At 54.2% G+C, this 24,615-nt stretch carries 19 protein-coding genes and 1 tRNA gene; 11 read left to right on the top strand and 9 right to left on the bottom strand.

Features of this window, described 5'->3' with window-relative positions; all coding sequences use genetic code 11:
* Window positions 1-8: 8 nt before the first annotated feature.
* A tRNA-Arg gene (locus PG062_RS14130) sits at window positions 9-85 on the top strand.
* A gap of 62 nt (window positions 86-147) precedes the next feature.
* Here PG062_RS14130 and PG062_RS14125 read toward each other — a convergent pair.
* From PG062_RS14125 to PG062_RS14105, 5 genes are all read right to left on the bottom strand, one after another.
* Complete coding sequence (locus tag PG062_RS14125) at window positions 148-423, bottom strand: hypothetical protein (RefSeq protein WP_078785666.1); 276 nt, start codon at window positions 421-423, stop codon at window positions 148-150.
* Window positions 420-1,595, bottom strand: coding sequence for a tyrosine-type recombinase/integrase (locus PG062_RS14120; RefSeq protein ID WP_270752738.1), 1,176 nt, complete (start codon window positions 1,593-1,595; stop codon window positions 420-422). The genes PG062_RS14125 and PG062_RS14120 overlap by 4 nt, the downstream gene beginning before the upstream one ends.
* Before the next feature lie 162 nt (window positions 1,596-1,757).
* Complete coding sequence (locus PG062_RS14115) at window positions 1,758-2,957, bottom strand: site-specific integrase (RefSeq protein WP_270752737.1); 1,200 nt, start codon at window positions 2,955-2,957, stop codon at window positions 1,758-1,760.
* 12 nt (window positions 2,958-2,969) lie between these two features.
* Complete coding sequence (locus PG062_RS14110) at window positions 2,970-4,319, bottom strand: relaxase/mobilization nuclease domain-containing protein (RefSeq protein WP_270752736.1); 1,350 nt, start codon at window positions 4,317-4,319, stop codon at window positions 2,970-2,972.
* A complete protein-coding gene (locus PG062_RS14105; RefSeq protein WP_270752735.1) occupies window positions 4,306-4,575 on the bottom strand; it encodes a plasmid mobilization protein in 270 nt (89 codons plus the stop codon). The genes PG062_RS14110 and PG062_RS14105 overlap by 14 nt, the downstream gene beginning before the upstream one ends.
* 212 nt (window positions 4,576-4,787) lie before the next feature.
* Here PG062_RS14105 and PG062_RS14100 point away from each other — a divergent pair, with 212 nt between their 5' ends.
* Entirely contained in the window at window positions 4,788-6,425 is a 1,638-nt protein-coding gene (locus tag PG062_RS14100; protein WP_270752732.1) for a DUF5597 domain-containing protein, read from the top strand.
* 128 nt (window positions 6,426-6,553) lie between these two features.
* On the opposite strand, the gene PG062_RS14095 is transcribed toward PG062_RS14100, so the two are convergent.
* The 3 genes from PG062_RS14095 to PG062_RS14085 form a co-directional block, all read right to left on the bottom strand.
* Window positions 6,554-7,942, bottom strand: a complete 1,389-nt coding sequence (locus tag PG062_RS14095; RefSeq protein WP_270752730.1) for an MFS transporter — start codon at window positions 7,940-7,942, stop codon at window positions 6,554-6,556.
* Window positions 7,943-8,012: 70 nt separating this feature from the next.
* Window positions 8,013-10,220 (bottom strand): glycoside hydrolase family 2 protein, encoded by a 2,208-nt coding sequence (locus PG062_RS14090; RefSeq protein WP_333559431.1) that lies wholly within the window; start codon window positions 10,218-10,220, stop codon window positions 8,013-8,015.
* Window positions 10,221-10,236: 16 nt separating this feature from the next.
* Window positions 10,237-12,075 carry a family 43 glycosylhydrolase gene (locus PG062_RS14085; RefSeq protein WP_270752729.1) on the bottom strand — a complete coding sequence of 613 codons (1,839 nt, stop codon included), beginning with the start codon at window positions 12,073-12,075 and terminating at the stop codon, window positions 10,237-10,239.
* A 104-nt stretch (window positions 12,076-12,179) separates the two neighbouring features.
* Here PG062_RS14085 and PG062_RS14080 point away from each other — a divergent pair, with 104 nt between their 5' ends.
* The 7 genes from PG062_RS14080 to PG062_RS14050 all read left to right on the top strand — a co-directional run bounded on the left by PG062_RS14080 (window position 12,180) and on the right by PG062_RS14050 (window position 21,540).
* The gene (locus tag PG062_RS14080; RefSeq protein ID WP_270752728.1) at window positions 12,180-13,394 is read left to right on the top strand and encodes a helix-turn-helix domain-containing protein; all 1,215 of its coding nucleotides are present in this window, start codon (window positions 12,180-12,182) and stop codon (window positions 13,392-13,394) included.
* Between the two features lie 208 nt (window positions 13,395-13,602).
* On the top strand, window positions 13,603-16,200 hold the full coding sequence (locus tag PG062_RS14075) for a glycoside hydrolase family 2 TIM barrel-domain containing protein (RefSeq protein WP_270752727.1): 2,598 nt from the start codon (window positions 13,603-13,605) through the stop codon (window positions 16,198-16,200).
* A 14-nt stretch (window positions 16,201-16,214) separates the two neighbouring features.
* Window positions 16,215-18,950 carry an alpha-L-rhamnosidase gene (locus PG062_RS14070; RefSeq protein WP_270752726.1) on the top strand — a complete coding sequence of 912 codons (2,736 nt, stop codon included), beginning with the start codon at window positions 16,215-16,217 and terminating at the stop codon, window positions 18,948-18,950.
* 82 nt (window positions 18,951-19,032) lie between these two features.
* Window positions 19,033-20,331, top strand: a complete 1,299-nt coding sequence (locus PG062_RS14065; RefSeq protein WP_270752724.1) for a glycoside hydrolase family 1 protein — start codon at window positions 19,033-19,035, stop codon at window positions 20,329-20,331.
* A gap of 59 nt (window positions 20,332-20,390) precedes the next feature.
* Entirely contained in the window at window positions 20,391-20,750 is a 360-nt protein-coding gene (locus PG062_RS14060; protein WP_333559430.1) for a glycoside hydrolase family protein, read from the top strand.
* 147 nt (window positions 20,751-20,897) lie between these two features.
* Complete coding sequence (locus PG062_RS14055; RefSeq protein WP_270752723.1) at window positions 20,898-21,218, top strand: type II toxin-antitoxin system RelB/DinJ family antitoxin; 321 nt, start codon at window positions 20,898-20,900, stop codon at window positions 21,216-21,218.
* Window positions 21,202-21,540: a type II toxin-antitoxin system RelE/ParE family toxin gene (locus PG062_RS14050; protein WP_270752720.1), complete on the top strand. Its 339-nt coding sequence runs from the start codon at window positions 21,202-21,204 to the stop codon at window positions 21,538-21,540. The genes PG062_RS14055 and PG062_RS14050 overlap by 17 nt, the downstream gene beginning before the upstream one ends.
* Window positions 21,541-22,192: 652 nt before the next feature.
* On the opposite strand, the gene PG062_RS14045 is transcribed toward PG062_RS14050, so the two are convergent.
* The gene (locus PG062_RS14045) at window positions 22,193-23,572 is read right to left on the bottom strand and encodes an RNA-directed DNA polymerase (protein WP_270752719.1); all 1,380 of its coding nucleotides are present in this window, start codon (window positions 23,570-23,572) and stop codon (window positions 22,193-22,195) included.
* A 309-nt stretch (window positions 23,573-23,881) separates the two neighbouring features.
* Here PG062_RS14045 and PG062_RS14040 point away from each other — a divergent pair, with 309 nt between their 5' ends.
* Both PG062_RS14040 and PG062_RS14035 read left to right on the top strand, forming a co-directional pair.
* Entirely contained in the window at window positions 23,882-24,136 is a 255-nt protein-coding gene (locus PG062_RS14040) for a DUF4160 domain-containing protein (RefSeq protein WP_270752718.1), read from the top strand.
* A 13-nt stretch (window positions 24,137-24,149) separates the two neighbouring features.
* The gene (locus PG062_RS14035) at window positions 24,150-24,584 is read left to right on the top strand and encodes a helix-turn-helix domain-containing protein (protein WP_270752717.1); all 435 of its coding nucleotides are present in this window, start codon (window positions 24,150-24,152) and stop codon (window positions 24,582-24,584) included.
* Window positions 24,585-24,615: the final 31 nt, after the last annotated feature.

The raw sequence follows: 24,615 nt of genomic DNA, 5'->3' as shown, positions 1-24,615 counted from the left end.
ATACATAAGCGATCGTAGCTCAGCTGGATAGAGCGTTCGGCTCCGACCCGGAAGGCCAGAGGTTCGAATCCTCCCGGTCGCACCAGAAAACCTCATTGCAATGTGTTTTTTGCAATGAGGTTTTTTGTTTTTGTTAGTGTTTGATTTTCAGAATAATTTTAGCAGCATATCGTCTGCCGCATCGGTGTACTGCCCTTTTCCTAGACGCTCGTTCCTCAGCCTGTTTATAGTGATTCGCATGAGGCGGATTTCTTCTGTAGAAAAAGTAGCTTTTTTATCGGCTGGGACAGAATCAATTTTCAGTATCAGTCGCCCCGGGTTTTCCGTGTTATGGCCAAGTGCCTTTTCTTGATAGTAATAGGGAGCCAGTGCTTTCAGTAAGATACTTTTGTTTGCGCGTGTCAGCTTGATTTTTCTCGTCATAATCCAATCGCCTTTCCGAGTTTCTCCTGCGCCTTGCGTTTGTTCTTGTCAAAGGCGTGGGCGTAAATGTCCAGCGTTGTACTTGCCTGTGCATGACCCAATAGACTAGCCACCGTTCGTACATCCACGCCCTGCGCAATCAGCAGGCTGGCGTTCGTGTGTCTCAGGCTATGTACACTCAAGTCCAGCGGTAGGTTATTTGCTTTCAGAATCAGTTTAAATCTATATGTGAATGTGCTGGGACACATAGGCTTTCCGTTAGGTTGACGGAATAAATAGTCTTCCTCGTCCACGGTTTCGTTTGCAGTCTGTTCCCTATCCCACTCGCACTCCTTACGCCATGCTTTGAGTAGCTGGCACATTTCCTTGCTCAGATATACCATACGATCACCGCTGCTGGTCTTGGGATCCTTAGTGATTGATTCTTGGTGGCTAAGTTTGACCACACCCCGCTGTACATGGATTGTACGTTTGCGCCAGTTGATGTCACTCCATTTTAATCCACAGGCTTCTCCACGCCGCAGCCCGGTTGCCAGCACCAGCTTGAAATAGGTTTCGTACTTCATACTCTGACCTTCAAACGCCATAATCAGCTTTTTAACGGTTTCCTCGTCAGCCACCGGGCGCTCTTTCTTTTGTCCTTTCGGCTTGTAGCACCGCCATGCAGGATTGTGGATCAAATAACCCTCGTCCACAGCCGTCGATAGGATGCCGCACAGCGTGTTGTGTAAACCTTCGACTGACTTCTCGGATAGATTCCCTCTGCCGTCCAAACGCGGAGCGTGGCGCATTTGTTCGTAGAAATCGCGGATAACCTCTTTACGCAAATCGGTCAGCTTATAGTTGCCCAGCGCGGGCAGGATTCTGCGAATGTCCTGCAAATCTCGTTGGTATGTAGAGTCCGCCAGCTTCTTCGGTCCTACATCAGCTACCCAATGCTCAATGTACTTTGTCAGCGTTATGCTTCGGTTGATGGGTTCAGGCGTATGTTGAACCTCGCGTTCAAATAGGATTGCCTGTTCCTTTACCCATTTCTCGGCTTGTTTCGGAGTATACTCTTTGGGTGGCTTGACCGTTTTCTGTACAGATTTTAGCCTATTGCCCTCATAATCATACCCACGAGAGACCACAATCAAGTAACTGTTGCTGCCGCGCTTTCTGATAGATGCCATGTTTTGCACGCTCCTTAGTGTTATTTTATTGACCTGCGGTACTACAAAGCATACCGACAACTGCGACAGAAAGCTATCACCACACCCAACAATCTTTCGCCCTAAAATCTACCTATTACTGACTAAAACGGCACCGCCATTGCTGACGGTGCCGCTGTTTATTTAACCTGCCTTCTTGGCTTTTCTATTCTTATTTTTCATAAATGCAACATAGCACGGATTTTGGTTGTTCAGCAGATCTTGCATCAGGTTTGCGGCCTGCTGTTTCGCCACGTCCTGCGGGTGGCAGTAGGTGCGCTCCAAGAATGCCGTATCCGCATGACCCAGCAGGGATGCCGCCACCTGTTTGCTGGTGCCTTCCTGCAGCAGATAGGTTGCGTAGAAATGCCGTAGCGTATGCAGATGGTATTCCTCTGGCAGCCCGCACTTTTTATACAGCTTGCGCAGATGCCGTGTAAAAGTATCCGGGTGTGGCACATGACCGTCGGGGTCAGTAAAAATTGGCTGCTCTCTATCCGGAACGCCGCTATGCAGCACCTGCTGCTGTCGCAGCGCCATCAGAAGCTCCCATATACCCAGCGGAATGGTTACAATCCGTTCCCGATGACTTTTAGTGTCGCTCTCAACAATCTGCCCGGATGCGCAGCTGCGGGAGCGGCGGACGGTCAATTCACAAGCACCGGTTATGTCCTGCCATTGCAGGGCGCACAGTTCCCCGCGGCGCAGCCCCGTCGTGATTGCCAAAGTATAATAGGCGCGATACAGAATCGGTTCGTTCTGAATTGCCCACATCAGTTTACTCATTTCATACTTCTGCGGAATATGCTGCACCTCTTTCTCGATATGCTTCTTGCGGACACGGTGCGCTGGGTTGAACGGAATGATGTCGTTTTTCTTAGCATCCTCCAGCACCGAGGAAACCGTTTCCAGATATTTCTGCACAGTAGTTTCCTTGATGCAATTTCCACCACGCCCCGGGCGCTTGCGCAGTTCCTCGCACATTTCCTCTAAGGTCATGGGGAGCAACTTTGCAAGCGGAATACCGCCAATCAACGGGTAGACAATATCCAGATTGCGTTTGTACCCTGCATAGGTGGTAGCTTTGAAAAACGGTTCTTGCCGCTTGAGCCAGTTTTCAGCGTACTGTTCAAAGTGGGTCTGGTCGCTTTCCTCGACACCATACTTGAACTTTTTCTCGATGCGCTCGGCCTCCGCCATGACATACTGCTGAATGCCGCGCTTTGGCACGGATGATGGCACAGTGATGGTCTGCGCTTTCATGCGTTTTTGTCCGTTGACCTTGTAGCCGTTGCAGACAGTGATTTTGAATTTTCGTTCGGATTTTTTCTTGATGTAAGCCATTGTACCTCCTTGTCAGCGCTGCCGAGAACGGTTTCGGCGGCGGTTATGATTTGTATGGTGTTCTTGATTCTCGCGGTCTATGCGGTTGGATTCGCGTGTGCGTTGGATACGCTTGATTGCTCCTTCCGCAATTTTATCCTCTTTACGAAGTTCGGCAATCTTACAGGTAAGCATTGCACGGCGGTCAGCCAACTCCGGCGGAGCATCCTTTCGGCGCATCTGCTTGACGATTTCCGCCCGCTGTGCGGCAAAGGTTTCTATCCGCTGGGACAAACCCTTGCGGTAGTCCACGATTGCCTGTAAAGACGGGAACTTGTGGTCGCGGACAAAAGCGTGTTCTGCAAGAATTTTCTCGGTATCTTTCCAGATGCGCTCCAGTTCCGGGCGGTTGATGCGGGGCTGCTGTTTCTTGGGCAGGATGCCTAACTGATAACAGTAGTACAGATACAAGCGGTGCATCTGGGATTCCCCGAAGAATACCTCGAAGAAAATTTGGAGGATGCCTTTTCCTGCATAGGTATCCTTTGGGCGATACCGTTTCGGCGTATATTGCCGGGGCGGGTGCTTCAACTCATACAGCCTTGGTCCATACAGCAAGTAATTGCTGCGAAGCCGGTCATCTATGGCTGCAAGGTCGTATTCTTCTCCCAGCCTATAAAGCCGCACGGCTCGACCACCATCCCGCGCCCGAATCGTTGCATACTTTCGGTTTGGGTCACTACCGAAAATGTACCCCTGCCGGTACAGCGCTCTGTGAAAATCCTCAGCGGTGCTGGCATCCTCACAGGCTTGGTCAATGGCCTCCCGCATTCGGGCGTACCGCGCCGGTTCCTTGGCCTTGGGCTGCTCCACCACCGACAAGCCGTACTCCCGGCACAACTTGTCGGATGCTGCCCGGAACTCGGCATACTGGCTACGGCGCTGCTCGTATTTCTTCCCGTCCACATACGATACGGAATTGATAACGAAGTGGTTGTGCAGGTTATCCGTATTCATGTGGGTGGCGACCAGCACCTGAAAGCGCCTGCCCCAGACCTTGCGGGCCAGTGCCACGCCGAGCTCATGGCATTGCTCCGGGGTGACCTCACCCTCGCGGAAGCTTTGGTAGGCGTGGAGCGCCACCACGCCGTCTGTTTTACCAAAGCGTTCCTGTACAGCCCGCATATCTTTCCACGCATGGTCTGCCCTGCAATGGATGCCGGTGACAAGTTGGGCGCTCTCGTTCAGCTTGGTCTTGGCATCGTTCTCTGCGTAGTGCAGCGTTTGGGCAAGGGCATCGTATTCGGTTTTGTCCGGGTTGGCTGCATAGTCAAGGACGCGCTGTAAACTGTCCTTGATTGCCCAGATCTTAGTTACCGCCAATGAGCAGGTCCCTCATGCGGTCGGTCTGGGCGTTGATGGCTGCCCCTTCCCGTGCAGAACAGTTTTCTGCCATTTCATCAATCTTATCCAGCACATCAAATACCTCCTTGGGCGGGTGTCCACCCGGTTCATACCCCAGCACCCGCTGGCGCAAATATTCTGAAAGCGACAGCCCGCATCGTTTAGCCATCAGCGTCATTTTTCGTTTCTCTGTGACGCTGACGCGGACATTGATCCCGACACTGCGCTTTCTCATGCGCCAGCAGCCTCACAGGGGTTCGGGGCTGTCCCCGTAGGCTTTTCGGCGGGTTGCCCTGTGGCAACACTTCGCCCATGCTTGCGTTACAGTTCGCGTACTCTGAAAGCGTCGCACCCTATGCAAGAAAACACCCAAAATATTGATGAGAGCTATTTCTTACTCTCTGTGTCGAATTTGTTTCTTTTAGGAATACAGATTTCCCATTATAATTGAGATACCTAAAAATTTCTGTCAGGAGGTATATTATGTCAATTCCCACATTGAAACAACAAGCAAACGGCACGGTGCTGACACTACACGACAAGCCCTATATCATGCTTGCCGGTGAAGTCGGCAATTCCAATTCTTCATCTGTGGAATATATGGAGGGCGTCTGGCAAACTGCCGAGCAACTCGGCATGAATACCCTGCTGCTGCCAATCACATGGGACCAGGTCGAGCCAGAGGAAGGACAGTTTGACTTCTCTTTGCTGGACGGCCTTGTGTTGCAGGCACGCGGCAAAGGCAAGCACCTTGTTCTGCTTTGGTTTGGCAGTTGGAAAAACGCCGAATGTATGTACGCTCCTGCATGGGTAAAGACAGATTTACAGAGGTTCCGGCGCGGCCAGATTGTCAAAGGGAAAAACAAAGCGCCCCGCGAAAACGCCTATGGTATGCTGTATACGACCCTTTCTTATCTGTGCGAGGAGACCTGTGCTGCTGATGCCCGTGCCTTTGGCAGACTGATGCGACATCTGCGCACACTCGATGGTGAGGAAAACACCGTTCTTGCTGTTCAGGTGGAGAACGAAACCGGACTTTTGGGAACTGCTCGGGAACGTTCCGACGAGGCCGATGTTGCATTTGCTGCAGATGTTCCGCAGGACTTTGCCGAGTATATGCGTTCTCACATCGAAACAATGGTGCAGGACGTGCAGGAGGCTGTCGAGAACGGTGCAACCTCAGGCAGTTGGGGCGAAGTATTTGGCTCAGTTGCAGAGGAAATTTTCAGTGCATATTATATCTCACGCTATGTCAACCGTGTTGCTCAGGCCGGAAAAAAGGAATATCCATTGCCCATGACTGCAAACTGCTGGTTGGACAAGGGCGGCGAACCGGGCACTTATCCCAGCGGTGGGCCGGTTTCCCGTATGTATGAAGTCTGGCAGTACGGTGCCCCCTGCATTGACCTACATACGCCCGATATTTATGTTCATGATTTCTGCAACATTTGTGACGAATATACCCGCCGCGGTAAACCTTTAATGATTCCCGAATGCAGTACACACAGCTATTCTGGCCCGCGTATGCTCTATACGGTCGGTCATTATCATGCACTTTGCTATGCCCCCTTTGGCTTTGAAAATATGGGGCAGCCTTTTACCGGAACCCAAGGATATTTATTTGGCATGGACGTAACCGATCCCTTGCTTAAAACGCCGCAGAATACGGCGGAATACGGCTGGTACGGCCGTACACTGAACAGTCTTATGCCGCTGTTGGGCGAACGCTACGGCACAAAGAACCTACAGGCTGTCTGCAGCGAGCGTAAAGACCAGTGCGCTATGAACTTTGGTAAATTTACGGTCTATGCCATTGTAGAACATCCCATGATTCAGCAAAAGGACGGCGTTTGTCTGGCTATGAAACTGTCTGAAGATGAATGTATGCTTGTTGTAAACCGCTGCGGACTGCAGTTTGTTTCTGCGGAAGCAGACAAGCCCAATCTGGATTTACTTTCCGTGGAGGAAGGCCGCATGGAAAACGGCGAGTGGAAAGTGACACGCCGATTGAACGGTGACGAGGCCGCTTTGATGACTTTCTTTGAGCCGACCGTCCTGAAAGTTAAAGTGTTCACTTACGTATAAACACTTTTTCAAGTGATTTTCTTTGTTTGATACTCTTTATCTGCAAAAAGACAGACCGCGCATCGCCCTTGCCGGGAAATGCGCGGTCTGTTATTTCAGAACTGTTTTATAAATCAATCATTTCTGTTTCAGGCGTTTTCAGCCGGGGCGGCCTCGGCTTTGGCCTTCTGGGCGGCTTCCCATGCGGGGATTTTCTTTTCCAGCTTCATAAAGCCAAAGGAGCAGGCTGCAATCACAATCATCAGCACGGCGGGGACGAGCGCATAGTCAATGCGAATCATCATCAGTGCGCTTGCGGGCTGATCAACCGTACCCTCTGCGGCAATGTAACCGCCGACGCTGAGCAGGATGCCGGTGATGAAGCTGCCCATGGCGCCGCCGCACTTGCCCATGAAGTTTGCCAGAATACCGGCAGAGCCATCCATGCGGGGCAGGCCAATCATCTCGTTATAGGTGCAGCAGTTCATAATGAACAGAACGCCGTAGTATGCCAAAGGCAGACCGGCCAGACCGCCCAGCACACCGCCGAGCAGGACGCCGGTCAGGTTTGCGCCGGAGACGAAAACAATGATGTAACCAACGATACCGATGCAGGCAAAAACACCGACCATCTTGCTCATACCGCCGATTTTCTTCATAATCCACGGGAATACCAGCATCAGCGGCAGCAGCACAATGCTGAAAATGGAGGTAACGCTCATCATAGCGGTGTTGCCGATGATGTACTTGAAGTAGTAGGTCGTAACGGCCAGAGAGGTGCTGATGTTATAGCACAGCATAATAATAGCATACAGCCAGACATATTTGTTGCGGCGGAACATCGAGAAAATCTCATTCAGACGGACCGGCTGGAACTGCTCGTCACCGCCGTCCACGCTGGGATCCTCCTTGCAGAAGAAGAAACGCAGCAGAGAAATCAGCAGCAGGGGAAGGACAAAGATTGCCACAGTGGTACGCCAGCCGCCGGCGCTGGTGGCCAGCTTGCTCATTACGATGGGGAACAGGATGCTGACAATCATCGAACCGGCCATCGTGATAACGCCACCGTAGGAGGCAACCTTGCGAATCAGGATGGGGTTGTTGCTGAAGTGGCGGATGGTGTACGGTGTGTTGGCCGCACCGCGCAGGGTGGTGAAGATGGAGAACACCAGCGTGTACATACAGAAAATCCACACAACTTTCAGCGTGTTGCTCCATGCAGGGCTGCCGGAGAACAGGCCCAGAGAGCAGAGCATAACGCCGACAATGGCAAGCTCATAGGGGCGGCCCTTGCCCAGCTTGGTATGGGTGTTATCGACCAGCCAGCCCGCAAAAATATCCGTAAAAGCGTCGATGATTTTACTTACCATCAGCACAGTGCCCACAACTGCGGGTGCAATGCCAAGGGTGTCGCTGCAATAAATGCTCAGATAGCCCAGAACGATTACGTTCAGGCCGGCCATAGCGATGTCCGAGCTTTTCCACGCCATCAGGCGGCCGAAGCCGAGATGGTTGGGGTCGTTTTTCTTGTTAGCCATAGTATTGTTTCTCTCTTTCTTTTTACAAAATTTTCAATGTAGTTGTGGCACTGCCTTACAGGACCTGCGCTCACCCCTCCTTTTTTACCTGATTCAATGCGGCGTTCAGCTCATGTACAAAGGCGGGTGTGACCAGCTTACCCATCTGCTTCAGGGTGGCCTCCACGCTCATCTTGTCCATCATGCGCTGCATGGATTCGGGAATCTGAATATTTTTAGCAACATCGCCGTAGGCGGCTGCGGCCTTGGCCTGCAGCGGGGCAATAAGCTCATTCAGCACAGCAGAGGCTTGCGGATGGGCCTTGACATCTCCCATAGAATCCTTGATGGAGAAATACCCTTCCTTGACGATCTCGTCCGCGCGGTCAAACCAGTTCACAACCTCGCCGCCCGCTTTCACGTAGGCGGGGTTGGGCTTATCGACCTTGCGGATGGCAATGGTATCGCTGCAGGCACCGCTGCGGGCTTCGATTGTATGCTCGCCGGAAATCGGCACTGTGAATTTGAAAATCTTGTCGCCGTCCTGTGCGGCAAACTCCTTGCCGTCCACAAACAGTGTCACACGCGGCTGGTTGGAATAGACCTTGATTTCGGTTTCGCTCTCAGCACGGTCGGCGTAGCGGCGGCCGCAGATATGCACAAACGGCTCCTTGCTCAGGTAGGCCTTATAAATGTAGAAGGCATCCTTTTTCGTCTTGCGGTCAAAGGTGACAAGGCCCTTCTGGTTCTGGCCGGGCTTGCCGCCCTCATCGCGACCGTCCGCGCCAAAGTCGAACATATTCCAGCAGTGCATCGCCCAGATATAGGGCCGCTCCGCCCACATTTTGAGCATGTGTTCGTGGTAGACGGCCTGATAACCCTCGCTCCAATCGCCCTTGGCTGGCTTGGCGCTCTGGTAGGCGGGGTTTGCATCCGCACCGTACTCGGACAGGCCAATCACGGCATCGGGGTGGTTCTTGTGGAACTCATCAAACCATGCATCGTTCTGGTCCCACTCCCCTACATACCAGCCATAATAGAGGTTGTAGCTGCGGATGTCGGGCAGGAATACCAGCGGGTCATTGGCATCCAGCATAAAGATGTGCGCCATGGTGGTGGGGCGGGTGGCGTCCAGCTTGTGGCAGAGGTCGTTGAGCTGATTGTGGTTCTCGACCAGATCCTTCGTCTTGCCGCTGCCGGTAATCTCATTGGAAAGCCCCCAGCAGACGATGGACGGATGGTTGTAGTTCTGCACAACCAGTTCAGTCATCTGGGAGAGGGTGTTGGCGCGGCCCTCGGGCATATGCTCGGTGATGTAGGGGATTTCTGCCCACGCCACAAGGCCGTATTTATCGCACAGGTCGTAGAAATACTGCGCGTGCTGGTAGTGGGCCAGGCGCACGGTGTTCGCGCCCATCTCGCGCAGCAGGGCCATATCCTCGTCGTGCTCTTTTTCGGTCAGTGCGTTGCCAAGGCCCTGGCGGTCCTGATGTCGCGCTGCGCCGCACAGGCGGTAGGGACGACCGTTCAGGATAAAGCCCTTCTCCGCGTCAAAGGCAATCGTGCGGCAGCCGAAATTGGCTTCCACGGCATCGCCGCTATCGAGCGTGGCCTGCATTTTGTACAGATACGGGTCATTGACGCCATCCCACAGGTGGACGTTTTCGAGCTTGAACGTACCCTCGGCCTTGCCGTCCGTGACAGCCGCGGAAAGCGTCTCTTCGCCCAGCGTAAACTGCACGCTCTGCGCGGTGCCGGCAACCCACGCCTCGGCGTGAATTTCAGCGGTTTTCAAATCGGCGCTCAGCACAGGGGTGATGCGCAGGCCGGGCGCGCCGTGGTAGTCCAGCGCAAAGTGCGCCTTGGGCACAACCAGCAGATGCACCGGGCGGTAGATGCCGCCGTAGAAGGTGAAGTCGGCCTTCTGCGGGTAGACCGTGCGGTTTTTGCCGTTGTCCACGGCAACGGTCAGGGTGTTCTGCGCGGCCAGCGCGGGCGTCAGATTGACACGGAAGGTGGCGTAGCCGCCCTCATGCCGGGCCAACTCCTGCCCGTTCAGCGTGACCACGGCGGTCATGGCAACGCCCTCAAATTCCAGCCAGACCTCCTCGCTGTCACTGTGGGCGGGGGCGGCAAACGCCTTTGTGTAAAGGCAGGTGCCGCGGTAGTAGTCATTGCCGCCGTCCTGTCCGTCCTTGGCGTTCCAGGTGTGGGGCAGTGTGACCGGGGTTGCTTTCTCGGGGGTGTCCCCGCGTGCAAACAGCCAGTCACTGTTCCACAAAATTTGTTTTCTCATCATCCCAAACTCCTTGCAATTATTTATGATTCTCCGCCGGGCAATACAGCAGGCTGCCCTCGGTAATTCCGTTTTCATTAAAGCTGTCTACCCGCAGATAGTAGTCCTGCCCCGCCATCAGGGTGGACAAATCCAGCTCCTGCACGCCGTAGACCAGCCAGCTCTGGTAGAGCTTATCGGGTGCAATGCCATAGCGGATATTGCACCCCTGCGCGTCCATTTCGGCAAGCGGCTGCCACTGCACCAATGCATTCATGGGGCCGGTGCGGTGTACGGTGGCCTGTGCCTGTGCCGGGGCAGCACCGCCGCCGAAGCCAAAAATGCGCAGGCCGCTGATGCGCAGCGTCTGCCCATAGGGCAGTGCCCCGCCGGTCAGGCGAATGTAACGCGCCCGGACACGCTCCGGGAGCGGGAAATAGGCATTGCTGCCCTCATGGGATACCTCCTGCAGCAGCTGCCAGGTGGTGCCGTCCGTGCTGGTTTCCAGCGTATAACGGCTGATTTGCGGTTCCTTTTCGATATACCGCGCGCCGCCGCTCTGATGGCAGTACAGGTTCTCCGGGTAGTCCACCGACAATGCTTCATCCGCAAAATTCACCTGTATGGCGTGGATGTTGCAGATCTTCTCCAAATCCACCGAAAGCCACTGGCCGGGTCGGGCGTCTGCTGCGCTCCACCATGTGCGGCAGTTTTCGTCCGCGGCCAGCGCCGGGGCGCTGCCCTCTGCCGTTGAGGAGGCCGCTGTCGGCTTCTGATAGCTGAGCAGCATACACGCCGGACGCACGCTCCACGGGTCAAATTTTCCGTCTGGGATGCACAGCGGGTAATCCGCAAAATTCTGGTTGCAGAACAGCACGCCATCCGCATCCACGCCTGCCGGGAAGAGCCCGACGCGGCGTTCCATATCGTGATTCACGCTGACGCGCATGGTCGAGGCGTGCCAGAAATTCCCATCGGCATCCTGTATCGTGCTGCCATGCCCCGCGCCCTGCATAAAGCCGCCCGGCTTGGAGGAAAAGGGGTTGCTTTGCTGCAGCGTGAACGGCCCGAGCGGCGCATCGGCCACATAGACGCCATCGCAGTAGGTGTTGAACTGGGTGGCCGGGGAGGCATATTGCAGATAGTACTTGCCGTTATGCTTTGTCATAAAGGCGCCCTCGATGTAGGGCTTGCCAATCGAACGAAACATTTTGACGAGCTTTTCCCGATTGAAGCCGCCGCCCGCGGGCAGTGCTTGCGGCAGCTGCAGCTCCCCGGTGACCGGGTTGACAAAGGGCTTCAGTGCCTGATACACCGGGCTTGTCTCCTTGGGCGGGACATTTCCGTTCTCGCCGCAGCGCTCATAGCCCAGCGTGTCCGCCTGCTCAAAAATCAGCTCGCGGCGCTCCCCGATGGGCAGCATGGTGTCGGGGTCCATCTCGATTCCATAGATGGGGTCGGTGTTGCCGCAGCCCCAGTACAGATAGACGCGACCGTCATCGTCACAGAAGAGGTCTGGGTCCCAGAAATCAAACGGCGCACTGACCTGCTCAAACGTATCAGACAGCGGGTCCTTTGTGCGCAGGATGGGGCAGTTCTCGCCGCGGCGCGAGGCACAGAAGTACAGGTACTCCCCCACTTGGCGCACATCCGGCGCATAATCATAAATCAGCAAATCACGGTTGGTGTGGTATTTCCAGTCGGTCAAATCGCTGCTGTGCCAGAATCCGCCCGACATCGACGCGAACAGATAGTAGACACCCTTAAAGTAAATCAGTGTCGGGTCAGCAGCCTCACGGTAGGTAATCCGCTTTCCGTTTTCCATCATATGCTGGTAGCGGTAGCCAAGGTCAAGCGGGTTGCAATAGCTTCTTTTCATTTTCACAGGACGCTCCTTTCTGCGGTGGGTTGGCGGACGTTCTTGTCGGCACAGGAAAAATATGTTAAAATGAATCCACTTAGATTGTAAAACACGGAGGGACAATGCAAATGGATGTCCGGCAGAATCTGCAGCTTTATAAGGATATGATTCAGTGTGCGGGGCCGCTGTACCTGTGGGCCTACAACGACTGCGGCCGGCTTGTGTACAGTAACTGCCCCGAGGAAGAAGTTCTGGCACAGGTATTTGAGCTGTTCGGCTGCAAAAAGCGGCTGTATGACCACCTTTTGCCCGATACGCCCATGCAGGTTGCCTCCTCCATCGGCCTGCAGTGGTGTGCTGCGGCAGAAACGGACGGCGGCAAGGTAAAAATGGTCTACCTGATTGGCCCCTATTTTACCGAGAACACCGTTCTGCGCAATATGGAGCTGGCCATGCGGCAGCTGCAGAATCTGAATCTCAGTGTGGAGACCACCATGCAGATTGAAAAGGCTCTGAAAGCATTGCCGACCCTTGCCACGAACATCATGAACCACTATGCCATCACGCTGAATTACTGCGTGACCGGTGTGCAGAAAAATACCTTTGACATATACAACATTACAGATGAGGATTACGGAACCGTTGATGTGGAGGAGCAGCTTTCCACACGCGACCGCCATAAGGTCTGGACAACCGAGCAGGCGCTGCTGCGCATGGTGCGCGAGGGCGATCTGAACTACGCCTTTGTGGTCAATCAGGCCAACAGTGTCAGCAACGGCGTCAAGGTTGACACCAACGAAATTCTGGGGCAGGCGCGGATCTCGGTGATTGTATTTACCTCCCTGTGCTGCCGTGCTGCCATTGAAGGCGGCCTTTCCCCCGAGGAAGGCTATACACTGGGCGATGCCTACATTCAGCGTGTAGCCGACGCCAAGGACAGCACGGAGCTGGGCGAGCTTTCCAACACGATGTACGCGGATTTTGTACACCGGGTACACCGCTGCCGCACCAACCCGGAGGTGTCCAAGCAGATACAGGACTGCTGCGCGTATATTGAGCTGCACGCCGAGGAGGAAATTCCCATCGACCAGCTGGCCAAGCGCTTTGGCTACGCCGAATACTACCTGACAAAGAAATTCAAGCGGGAGATGCACACCAGCCTGACAAACTATATCAAATATGTACGCATTGAGCGCGCCAAGCTGCTGCTGACCACCACCGGGCTTTCCCTGCAGGAGATTGCCGACAGGCTGCATTTCTGCTCCCGCAGCTACTTCGGCAAGGTCTTTTACGAGGTGGTCGGCTGCTCGCCGTTGGAATATCGCCAGAAGCAATAAGAGCTTCTGTCTGCATTATAGCGCCCATCGCCCAGTCCTGAACAACAATAAAATAGTCACAAATGTAAAAAATTCGTCTTGTTTTCCCAACAAGGCGAATTTTTGACTTTCAAGGCAAATCTATTACTGTTTTACCCGGGCAAAGCTCTGTATGATAGAGACAAGCAAATAGCACACCCACAAGAACCTCACTGCAAAGGAGAACATTATGCAACGATTTGACCTGAACCAGAACTGGGAATATCTTGAAAGCAGCCTGCAGAACCCCCTGATGGTGGGTATGCTGCAGGGCTGGAAAAAAACAAGCCTGCCCCATGACTACGCCGTGGAAAAAGCACGCTCACCCGAGGCAGCGACCGGGCTGGATGAGGGCTTTATGGCCTGCGCCGGTCTTTACTACCGCAAGAGCTTTACCGTGGAACCGGAAATCATCGGCCAGCGCTTCTGGCTGGAATTTGAGGGCATTGCCGGCATTACCGAGGTCTGGCTGAACAAAAAGCCGATCGCCAAGCACAACAACCCCTATACCGGCTTCTGGGTGGAGGTGACGAATCTGCTGCAGGCGGGCGATAATGAAATCACCGTCTACACCGACAACCGCACCAAGCCTAACTCCCGCTGGTATGTGGGCTGCGGCATCTACCGCAGCGTGTGGCTGCACATGGCGGGGGCTGTCAGCGCCGCGCCGCACGGTATCCGCGCCACCACCGCCGCGCTGGACGGCAGCAGCGCTGTGGTAGAGGTCAGCACCGCACTGACCGGCACGGCGGACAGCGTAACCTATGAGCTGGTGGACGCAGAGGGGCAGGTGCTGGCTACGGCAGAGGGCCTTGGAACGGTGCAGCTTGCCGCCAACGGCATTACGCCGTGGACGCCGGAAACACCCGCCCTCTACATCCTGCGCGTGACCGTCACCGCCAACGGAACCGCCGACACGGCAGAGCAGCGCATTGGCATCCGCACAATTCAGGTAAGCAGCAAGACCGGTCTGCTGCTGAACGGTCAGCCCCGCACGATGAAGGGCGGCTGCATCCACCATGACTTGGGCATTCTCGGTGCGGCTGACCATGCCGCCGCCGAGCGCCGCCGGATCCGCCTGATGAAGGAGAGCGGCTTTGATGCCATCCGCGCCGCGCACAACCCCTTTGGCCCGGCGTTCCTGAACGCCTGCGATGAGCTGGGTATGCTGGTTGTGGAGGAAGCCTTTGACGAGTGGGTCATGGGCCGCACCAGCTTTGGCCTGCACGTCACCTTTGAGCAGTGCTGGGAAAAAGACCTCGAGGATATGATTACCCGCGACTACAACCATCCCTGCATTGTGATGTGGAGCACCGGCAACGAGGTGGAGGAGCGCGACGGCACGGCGGACGGCTTTGCATGGGCAAAGCGTCTTGCCGACAAGGTGCGTTCGCTGGACGCAAGCCGCCCGGTATCGGCCACGGCCTGCGCGCTGTTCTCGGAATACGGCAACCGCCCCGCAGGCGGCACCACCGGCAACCAGGCGCTGAATATGGCCTACGACACCTTTGCCGAGGGGCGCGACATCTGGGGCCCGGGCACCGCGCCCTACTTTGCCCCGCTGGACGTGGCAGGCTACAACTATAAGGTGGCGCGCTACGCCTACGATGCCGAAAAGTACCCCGACCGCGTGATTTACGGCTCCGAGAGCTACCCCCGCGCCGCACTGCTGAGCTGGCAGGGCGCGCGTGACAATGTCAATGTCATCGGCGATTTTGTCTGGACGGCATGGGATTACATCGGTGAGGTCGGCGTGGGCCGCTGGGAGGTCAGCGCCGAGCCGCGCCCCAGTCAGCCCGCATGGCCGTGGCTGACCGCCAACTGCGGCGACTTTGACCTGCTGGGCCGCAAGCGCCCGCAGAGCTATTACCGCGATGTAATCTGGGGCAACGACGCACCGCATATCTTCTGCCTGCCGCCCGAGCTGGTTGACAAGCATCTGGCACGGCTTTCGTGGGCGTGGCTGCCGGTGCAGCGCAACTACACCTTCCCCGGCTGCGAGGGGCAGGACGTGGAAGTCAATATCTACGCCGACGCCGACGAGGTAGAGCTGCTGCTGAACGGCCGTTCCCTCGGCCGCAAGCCCTGCACCGAAGCGCAGGAGTACCTTGCGGTGTTCCGCTTTGCCTATGAGCCTGGCACGCTGGAGGCTGTCAGCTACAAAAACAGCGTTGAAACGGGCCGCGACACGCTGGCAACCGCAAGCGAAACCGCCGCTTTGCGCCTGACGGCCGACCGCCCCGCCATCGCCGCGGACGGAAAAGACCTCTGCTTTGTGCAGATTCAGTGCGTTGACGCCGCCGGAAACCCGGTTCTTGCCGACCAGCGCGAAATCAAGGTGGAGCTGCTGGGCGGCGGCACACTGGCCGTGCTGGGCACCGCCGACCCCAAGCCAGACCGCCTGCTGCCCTTTGCCGGGCCGGTTTGCCCGCTGTATGACGGTGCCGCTATGGCAATTATCCGCAGCGAGGGCGGTGCCAAGGGTGCGCTGCTGCGCGTGACGCTGGGCGAGCTGGTGGCCGAGCTGGGCATCGGCTTCACCCCTGTTGCTGCGCAGTCTCTGCCTGTGCATGAGGCTGCCCCCAGTGCCGCCGACCTGCCGCTGGGCACCCTGCTGGAAAACGAGAAAGCCCGCGCCGTGCTGGCAAAGGTGCTGGGACCGATGCTGGAAAGCCCGATGCTGGCCCAGATGAAGAGCATGAGCCTAAAGAAGCTGCTTTCGATGGGCGGTCAGGCCCTGCCGCCGGAGGTGCTGCACGCACTGGATGCGGCGTGCGCCGGGGAATAAACAGGAGGAAAGCTATGCTGAAGGTTTCCAAAATTCTGATTGACCGGCAGGAAAACCCTGCCGCATTGAGTGAGCCGACGCCGTATCTGGGCTGGCAGCTCGAAAGCGACCGCCAGAACGTACACCAGACCGCTTACCGGATTTGTATCAGGGACGGCCTGATGCCCTTTTGGGACAGCGGGCGCATCACAGGCAGCGAGAGCGCCGCCGTCCGCTATGCGGGCCCGCCGCTGAACGAGGAATGCCGCTACACACTGGAGCTGACTGTCTGGGATAACCACGGCGAGTCCGCGCAGGGCAAGGCCGAATTTTCCACGGCACTGTTTGCGCCGCGCTTTCTCACCGCGCAGTGGATTACCCACACCCTGGCGGACAATCACAGCGAATGTCCTGTTTTTGTGCGACATTTTTCTGCCGAGCCTGTGCAGAAGGCAAGGCTGTATCTTTCCGCCTGCGGCATCTATACCGTGCGGCTGAACGGGCAGGAGGTCTCGCAGGACTGGTTTGCCCCCGGCTGGACCGAGTACGCCAGCCGCCTGCAATATCAGGTATATGACGTCACGGCGCTGATTCAGCCGGAAAACACGCTGGAAATCACCACCGCAAACGGCTGGTATGCCGGTTATCTGAACGGAACGCGGCAGGTGTACGGCAAGCAGACGGCCATCTTTGCCGAGCTTTCTCTCACCTGCATGGACAGCCACCGCGTCACGGTTGCCACCGATGTGCGCTGGCAGTGGTACCTTGGGCAGCACCGCGAGGCGGAGTTCTACCACGGTGAGCGCATCGACCGCACCGCTGTGCCAACTGCACCGCAGCCGGTTGTCCTTGCAGAAGATCTGAACGCCCATGCCCCGGCGCTGGTTCCCCAGCAATGCGAGCCGGTGCGCGTGCTCGAGCGCCGCGCCCCCGTGCAGCTGCTGCATACGCCGGACGGCACGCCGATTCTGGATTTCGGCCAGAATATGGCCGGTGTTGTCCGGCTGGACTGGCAGGGTTCCCCCGGGCAGGAAATCACCCTGCGCTTTGCTGAGGCCCTGACGCCGGACGGCAGCCTGTATACTGCCAACCTGCGCACCGCCAAGGCCACCGATACCTTTGTGTGCAGCGGCGGCAAGGATACGTTTGTCCCCCGCTTCACCTACCACGGCTTCCGCTATGTCTCGATTGCAGGCATGGGCGGCAATCCGCCGCTTGACGCCTTCACCGCGCTGGTGCTGGGCACGGACGCTGCCGCCACCGCGCAATTTTCCTGCTCCTCCCCGCTGGTCAACCGCCTGTGGGCGAACATCGTGTGGGGCCAGCGCTCCAACTTTGTCGATGTGCCTACCGACTGCCCGCAGCGCGATGAACGGCTGGGCTGGACCGGTGACGCTGCTGTTTTCTGCCGCACCGCCGCGCAGAATGAGGACGTCTACCGCTTTTTCCGCAAGTGGCTGGCCGACCTTGCCATTGGACAAGCCGCGGACGGCGGTGTGCCGCACATCGTGCCGAACGTGAACGGACAGGGCAGCGGCGGCGCTGCCGTCTGGTGTGACGCCGCCGTCACCATTCCGTGGACGCTCTACGAGCTTTACGGCGAACGGGATATTCTGGAACGGCAATACCCCAGCATGAAAGCGTGGGTAGAGTATATGCGCCGTCAGGAAACGCCCGACCATCTGCGGCAGTGCGGCTTTCAGCACGGCGACTGGCTGGCCCTTGACCGCGAGGAGGGCCGCGGCAACCGCGGCAGCACCGATGCCTACCTGATTGCCAGCGCCTACTATGCACATTGTACCCGGCTGCTTGCCAAGGCGGCGGCCGTGCTGGGCAAAGCACAGGAGGTAGCCGAATATACCGCGCTGCACCGCGCAATCTGCAGCGGTTTTCAGCAGGAGTACATCACCGCAACCGGGCGCGTGGTGGGCGAAACTCAGACCGCGCTGGCGCTGATTCTTCTGTTTGACCTTGCCAGGGCGGAGCACCGCGACCGCATTGCCCAAAGCCTTGTACAGAATCTGGACAAGCATCAGGGGCACCTGACAACCGGCTTTATCGGCACGCCGATTCTGATGGACGCGCTTTCTAAAATCGGCCGCAATGACCTTGCCGGAAAGCTGCTGCTGAACGAAGATTTCCCCGGTTGGCTGTATGAGGTGCGCTGCGGCGCAACTACCATGTGGGAGCGCTGGGACAGCGTCCGCCCCGACGGCAGCTTTGACGAAAGCGGCATGAACAGCTTTAACCACTATGCCTTTGGCGCTGTGGGTGACTGGCTGCTGGAGCAGCTGGTCGGTATCCGCCCGGCTGAACCGGGCTACCGCGCCATTACGCTGCAGCCGCAGCTGATTCAGGGCATCACGCAGGCTTGTGCCCTGCGCACCACCCCCTACGGCAGGGTGCGCCTTGCGTGGCAGTGCCTGAACCATCTCATCACCGTGGAGGTGGAAATCCCCGCCAACACCACCGCACAGCTTTTCCTGCCGGAGCAGGAAGGCTCCATCACGCTGGGCAGCGGCAGCTATCAGTATTCCTACGCCACTGAAACCGATTTAACCCCGCAGCGCTTTACGATGGACACACCGCTGCGCACCATGCTGGCGGACGCCGACGCCAAGGCGGTGCTTTCCGCTGCCCTGCCGGGTATGCTGGACGGTCCTGCCGCCGCATTCCTTGCCGGCAAGAGCTTCAACGACTTGAAAGGCATGATGCCGGGCGGCGAGGCACTGTTTGCGCAGCTATTGACAAAGCTCAACCAGCTCTGCTGACAGACCAAACAAACGCCATATTATTTTCTTTGCATTTCCGCACTTTATGATGGATGTAACACAAACGCAAGGAGACAACACTATGAAATTTCCCAAGGAGTTTTTACTGGGTGCGTCCACGGCGGCGCATCAGGTGGAGGGCAACAACCGCTACAGCGACCTGTGGGCACAGGAGCAGATGGAACATTCCAGCTTTGCCGAGCCGAGCAACGATGCCGTAGACCACTACCACCGCTACGAGGAGGACATCGCCCTTATGGCCGGGGCCGGGCTGAATGCCTACCGTTTTTCTATCGAGTGGGCGCGCGTGGAGCCGCAGGAGGGCTGCTTTGACGAGTCCGAGCTGGAGCATTACCGCAAGGTGATCCGCTGCTGCCGCGAGCACGGTGTTGAGCCCGTGGTGACGCTGCATCATTTTTCCAGCCCCAAATGGCTGATTGAGCGCGGCGGCTGGGAGGCCGAGAGCACGGTTGACTATTTCAAGCGCTATGCCGTCAAGGTTGTGGAGGCTCTCGGCGATGAGCTGCACTATATCTGCACCATCAACGAGGCCAATGTGGGCCTGCAGATTGCTGCCATCTCGAAGCGCTACATGATGCAGATGCAGAAGGCCGCCGCGGCCAGAGCAGCCGCCGGGCAGGCCGAAAGCAGCGTGCAGATGGGTATGAATTTGCAGAAGATGCTGGAAAACCGCAAGGCAGCCGCCGCGGAATCACTGGCGCTTTTCGGCACCGAGAACCCGCAGACCTTCCAGACGCAGCGCACGCCGGAGGGCGATTTGCTCATTATGCGCGCCCACGCCGCGGCGCGGGATGCCATCAAGGCGATTTGCCCCGAATTGAAGGTCGGTCTGACCCTGAGCCTGCACGATTTACAGCCGGAGCCGGGCTGTGAGGCACTGGCCGCCAAGGAGTGGGCCGAGGAATTTACCCACTATCTGCCCTACATCCAGAACGATGATTTTCTGGGCGTGCAGAACTACACACGCACCCGCATTGGCCCCGATGGCCAGCTGCCTATGCCGGAGGGCGCGGAGCTTACCCAGATGGGCTATGAGTTTTACCCGCAGGCGCTGGCCAACGTGCTGCGCGCCGTGGCCAAGGATTTCCACGGTGATTTGCTGATTACCGAGAACGGCATCGGCACCGGCGACGATACCCGCCGCGTGGAGTTTATCCGGCAGGCGCTGGCCGGTGTGCAGGATTGCCTTGCCGAGGGCCTGCCCATCAAGGGCTATCTGCATTGGAGCCTGCTTGACAACTTTGAGTGGCAGAAGGGCTTTTCGATGACGTTCGGCCTGATTGCCGTCGACCGTGCCAACGGCCAGACCCGCCACCCGAAGCCGAGCCTTGCCTTCCTGGGCAGCTACGCCGCCGATTGATAAGCCCCAGGCTGCAGCTTTGTTACAAGTAAGGAAAAATCCCCATAAAAAAACAAGCGATGAACCCGTTTCTTCCCCTGTGGGAGTACACCCCCGACGGCGAGCCGCATATCTTTGGGGACCGTATCTATCTGTTCGGCTCCCACGATACCAAGGGCGGTGACCGCTACTGCTCTAAAGGCGACTATGTCGGCTGGTCTGCCCAACTGGACGATCTGAGCGACTGGCGATATGAGGGCGTTATGTACACCGCCGAACAGGACCCCCACACCCGCCCCGGTGTTACTGATTTGTACGCGCCCGATGTGGTGCAGGGCAAGGACGCCGCTATTACCTCTACTACACGCTACCGGCACAGCGGCGCTCTATCTGATCTACCACGGCGAAGGCCCTGCGGATTTGCAGCAAATCCGTTTTGAAGCGCTGTAACCCACGGTTCCGGGATATTTTTCCACAAAAAAACAGCCGATTTCTCTGGGCAGCAAATAAAGCCAAGCCGCCACGCATTTGTATTGCAATATGTAATACAATGTGCTATACTGAAACTTAGAAAGGTGGTGCTTTGCATGGCAACCAAAACTTCTAATGTTACTGCGCGGGTTGAGCCGGAAGTCAAAGAACAGGCTGAAACCATCCTCTCCGATTTAGGAATTCCCGTTTCCACTGCAATCAATATCTTCTATAGGCAAATTGTCCTTTGGAACGGACTGCCGTTTCGTCCCTCCGTTCCTGCAGCGCGGCCCAAATCCCGAAGTGAAATGAACGATGCTGAATTCAATGCACGAATGTCTGCCGGTTATGCTCAGGCCAAGCAGAATCAAGCGGCACCTTCCGATGAAGTATTTGACCGTTTAATTGGTGAGATTCAGAATGGAAAAGCAGTATAAGGTCAAAGTCACTGTACGTGCAGAGCAATCTCTGCGCGAAATCAGCCACTATATTGCGGTTGACTTGATGGAACCACAAACTGCGGTTAAATTACTGCGAACATTGCAAAAGGCCATCAATTCATTGGATATGTTCCCTCACCGTGTTCATCTTACACCGGAAGAACCATGGCACAGTCTGGGCATTCACCGCTTGGTAAGCAAAAACTATTATATTTACTTCTGGATAAACGAATCAAATCTCTGCGTTCATATCACAGACGTGATTTACGCCGGGCAGAATCAGCCTGTACAATTAGAAAATATGAATTTCGAAGATTGACCACCAACTGACCACTAGCAGTGATTTTTGCTGCCGGTGGTCAGTTTTTATCGTTGACACATTGTTTTATATTGTTTGTGATCGGTGTGCCGTAGCAGTGCAGAACCAACAAAAAATCGCAGTATATCATCAAATCATGCGCCGCGTCGTAGTTCTCCGACCGAATGCCTATAAGTAACTACGCTAGCTGGCATAGGTTTCCCCAAAATGCACCGTGTCATCGTTCGTTTTTTGCCTTCTGCTTGCCTGTATAGTGCTTGATTTCATGTCGTTTTTCACATACTTTCCAACTCACTTTTTTAACTTCTATACTATAATCGACTATGATCAAGTCCTACTATTGCATGGATTTTCCGTTGCTACTACAAGCCATTGACTCATTTAGCTTCCGGTTGCGCTGTATTGCTGCAAGGTCAAGGTTTTTCATATAATAAATTGCACAGGCAGTTTATACTCACTTCTCAATAACTTCTTTAGTTGGTGTGATTTTCTTTGTTACCCACGCCTCTATAAATGTACAACCTGTAACATCTAACTTCCCATCTCCCTGCACTCCATTTATGTTGTCCAAAATCGCCTACGGGAATTATCTCATAAGATCTATTTTGTCATTTTATAAAAACACACAACACTTATCACGCTGATTACAATATTAATAGCAAAAATGAATCTGCTTTTCCTTCATTTTTCTGTACATAACAAGATTTTTATCAAGAATCAATTTTGAAGCAATTTCATCCTCAGCAAGCATACCTTCACAGAACAATTCATATGCCAAAATCCATGAAGTAGATTTCTCCGCAAGTAACTGCTTTTGCTCTTCAGTTAAAACGCCTTTCCTCAGCAGCATTATTTGAGCAAGCTCGTTTTTTCCTTGCACAATTTTATCGACAACATTTGTGTCCATTGTAATTGGATCCTGCGTTTCCAACAAAAGATAAAGAAGCCAGAGAACCTCTAAATCATGTTCCTCTGTGAGCTGCATTAACAGCATCTTTATGATTTGCTGCTCTTCATCTTCTTTTAGGCATTCTTGCTCTGCGCTTTTAAGTATCAACGAGCAAGCTTTAACCAGTGAGCGGTCATTATTTGCTAAAATTGTAAAAAGGTACGCACGATAAAGTTCTTGGTTTTCTTCATCTTCCAATCTGATTGGATTGGCCTCGATGCATTTCAAAAGATATCGCACGGCTCCTTCTATACCTGCAGTTTCAAGATTAAAAAACGTATTAAACAAATCCATTAGGTCCGAGGGACTCGTTTCTATATTGATATCGCTGCTATTTCGATACTTTTTAAATATTTTGCCCAAATTTTCAGCCACATAATACGGAAAGTCAACAATCTTTATTTTTTCGTAATTTAAAGAAAAGCCGTATTTCTTCAAAACCTTTATAAATTTGCTTATGACTTGCTTTTCATTGTCTTCGTAAAGGTACACATCATAATCATCTACATATCGTGTATAATTCAATTCCTCATTGTGGAGGTCTCTATCTATTCTTGTCAGCATTCCTTCCGCAATGATTCTAGAAGACAGGGGGCCTACAAGAAGACCATTTGTTCTCTCCAAATTCTGTCTGCGATAAACAGAATCCAGCTTTCTATACTTTTCGTATATATCCGATACCGCTTCCCTACGCCGCATATGTTGGTATTGATTATTTGCTTCTTCAACACCAAGCATAATTGCAGGAATCATATGAATATAAAAGCTCGAATAGAAATTTGATATGTCTAGTTTCAAGATTTTTTTGGCGCCTGACGATTTAATTATTTTTGAAGCTAAATTGGAAACATAGTTTGACAAGTCCGCGTGTGTTGTTACTTCACCATCATACACTTCTTCATGCCGCACAATTCGATAGTTTTTATCCAAAATCGGAGAAAAGGAGCAGGTATTTCCGTCCGTAAGCTCTATCAGATCCTTGATAATATGAGTTTCTTTCATATACAAATGTGTGATTGCATAAGCACCGATTTCTGGAATGCTAATAATTCTACGCGAATCATTTTGATTGAATCTACTCATATTAAAACTGTATGGCTGAATCAAGTCGCAGTTTTCCTGTGGTACATGTAGAAACACTTTCGTATCCAACCGAAAGCATGGTGGAAGGTACTCAGAGAAAAAGCCGGTATTTCTAATTTTTTTATCAATATCTTCGTATTGTGAATCCGTAAGCGACATAGTATAAATCACACTCCAACTATATACCTATGCAGGGTATACTAATATTAAATACCGCTTACGTTGATAAGTCAATATGATAATCTTATTTTATTTGCCCTTGACATTTTCACGATATCGTGATATCATAGTGGCAAGGAGATGGTAAAAATGCCGGTATTATCCAGATTTTACGGAATCATTATCCGTATGTATTTTCTGCAAAGCGAACACAATCCACCGCATATTCATGCCATCTATAACGATGATGTTGCTGCTATTGACTATATGACTGGTGAGGTTTTGGAGGGTTACTTGCCACCGAAAGCATTAGCTATGGTTCGAGAATGGCTTGTGCTACACAAAAACACCTTGCAGGAAATCTGGGAAACTCAAGAGTTTAAGAAAATTCCGCCGCTGGAGTAAGGAGGTTTCTTTTATGTTCCATAAGGTTAAAAGTGTATCACCTCTCCCTGATTATAAACTAAGCGTTGGATTTAGTGAGGGCGTTGTAAAATTATATGATGTCAAGCCTCTGCTTGAAAAGATTCCTGCTTTCAACTATCTGAAAGAGCATCCCGAAGAGTTTGCCTGTGTCAGCGTTGATGTCGGCGGCTACGGCATTATCTGGGACGATGAATTGGACTTGTCCTCTGATGAATTATGGGAGCATGGTGAGCAGGTCAGTACGCCTTTTGATGACTTGATGTCTTTCGGTGACGCTAGCGAATTGTGGGGACTGAGTGAAAGCACTCTGCGAAAAGCCGTTTCTTACGGAAAACTTGTGAACGGCGTAGATGTTTGTAAGTTCGGAAAGCAGTGGGTCGTATCAAAAGCAGCTATGAAAAGAGCTTATGGTGAGACTAAGAGGTAATGATCCTTTTCCATCTGTTTGAAAAGTTGAC

Origin of the sequence: Gemmiger qucibialis (assembly GCF_027689445.1) — a bacterium.
GTDB lineage: Bacteria > Bacillota > Clostridia > Oscillospirales > Ruminococcaceae > Gemmiger > Gemmiger qucibialis.
Note: the sequence above shows the minus strand (reverse complement) of the source record. Positions and strands in the feature narration are given on the sequence as shown.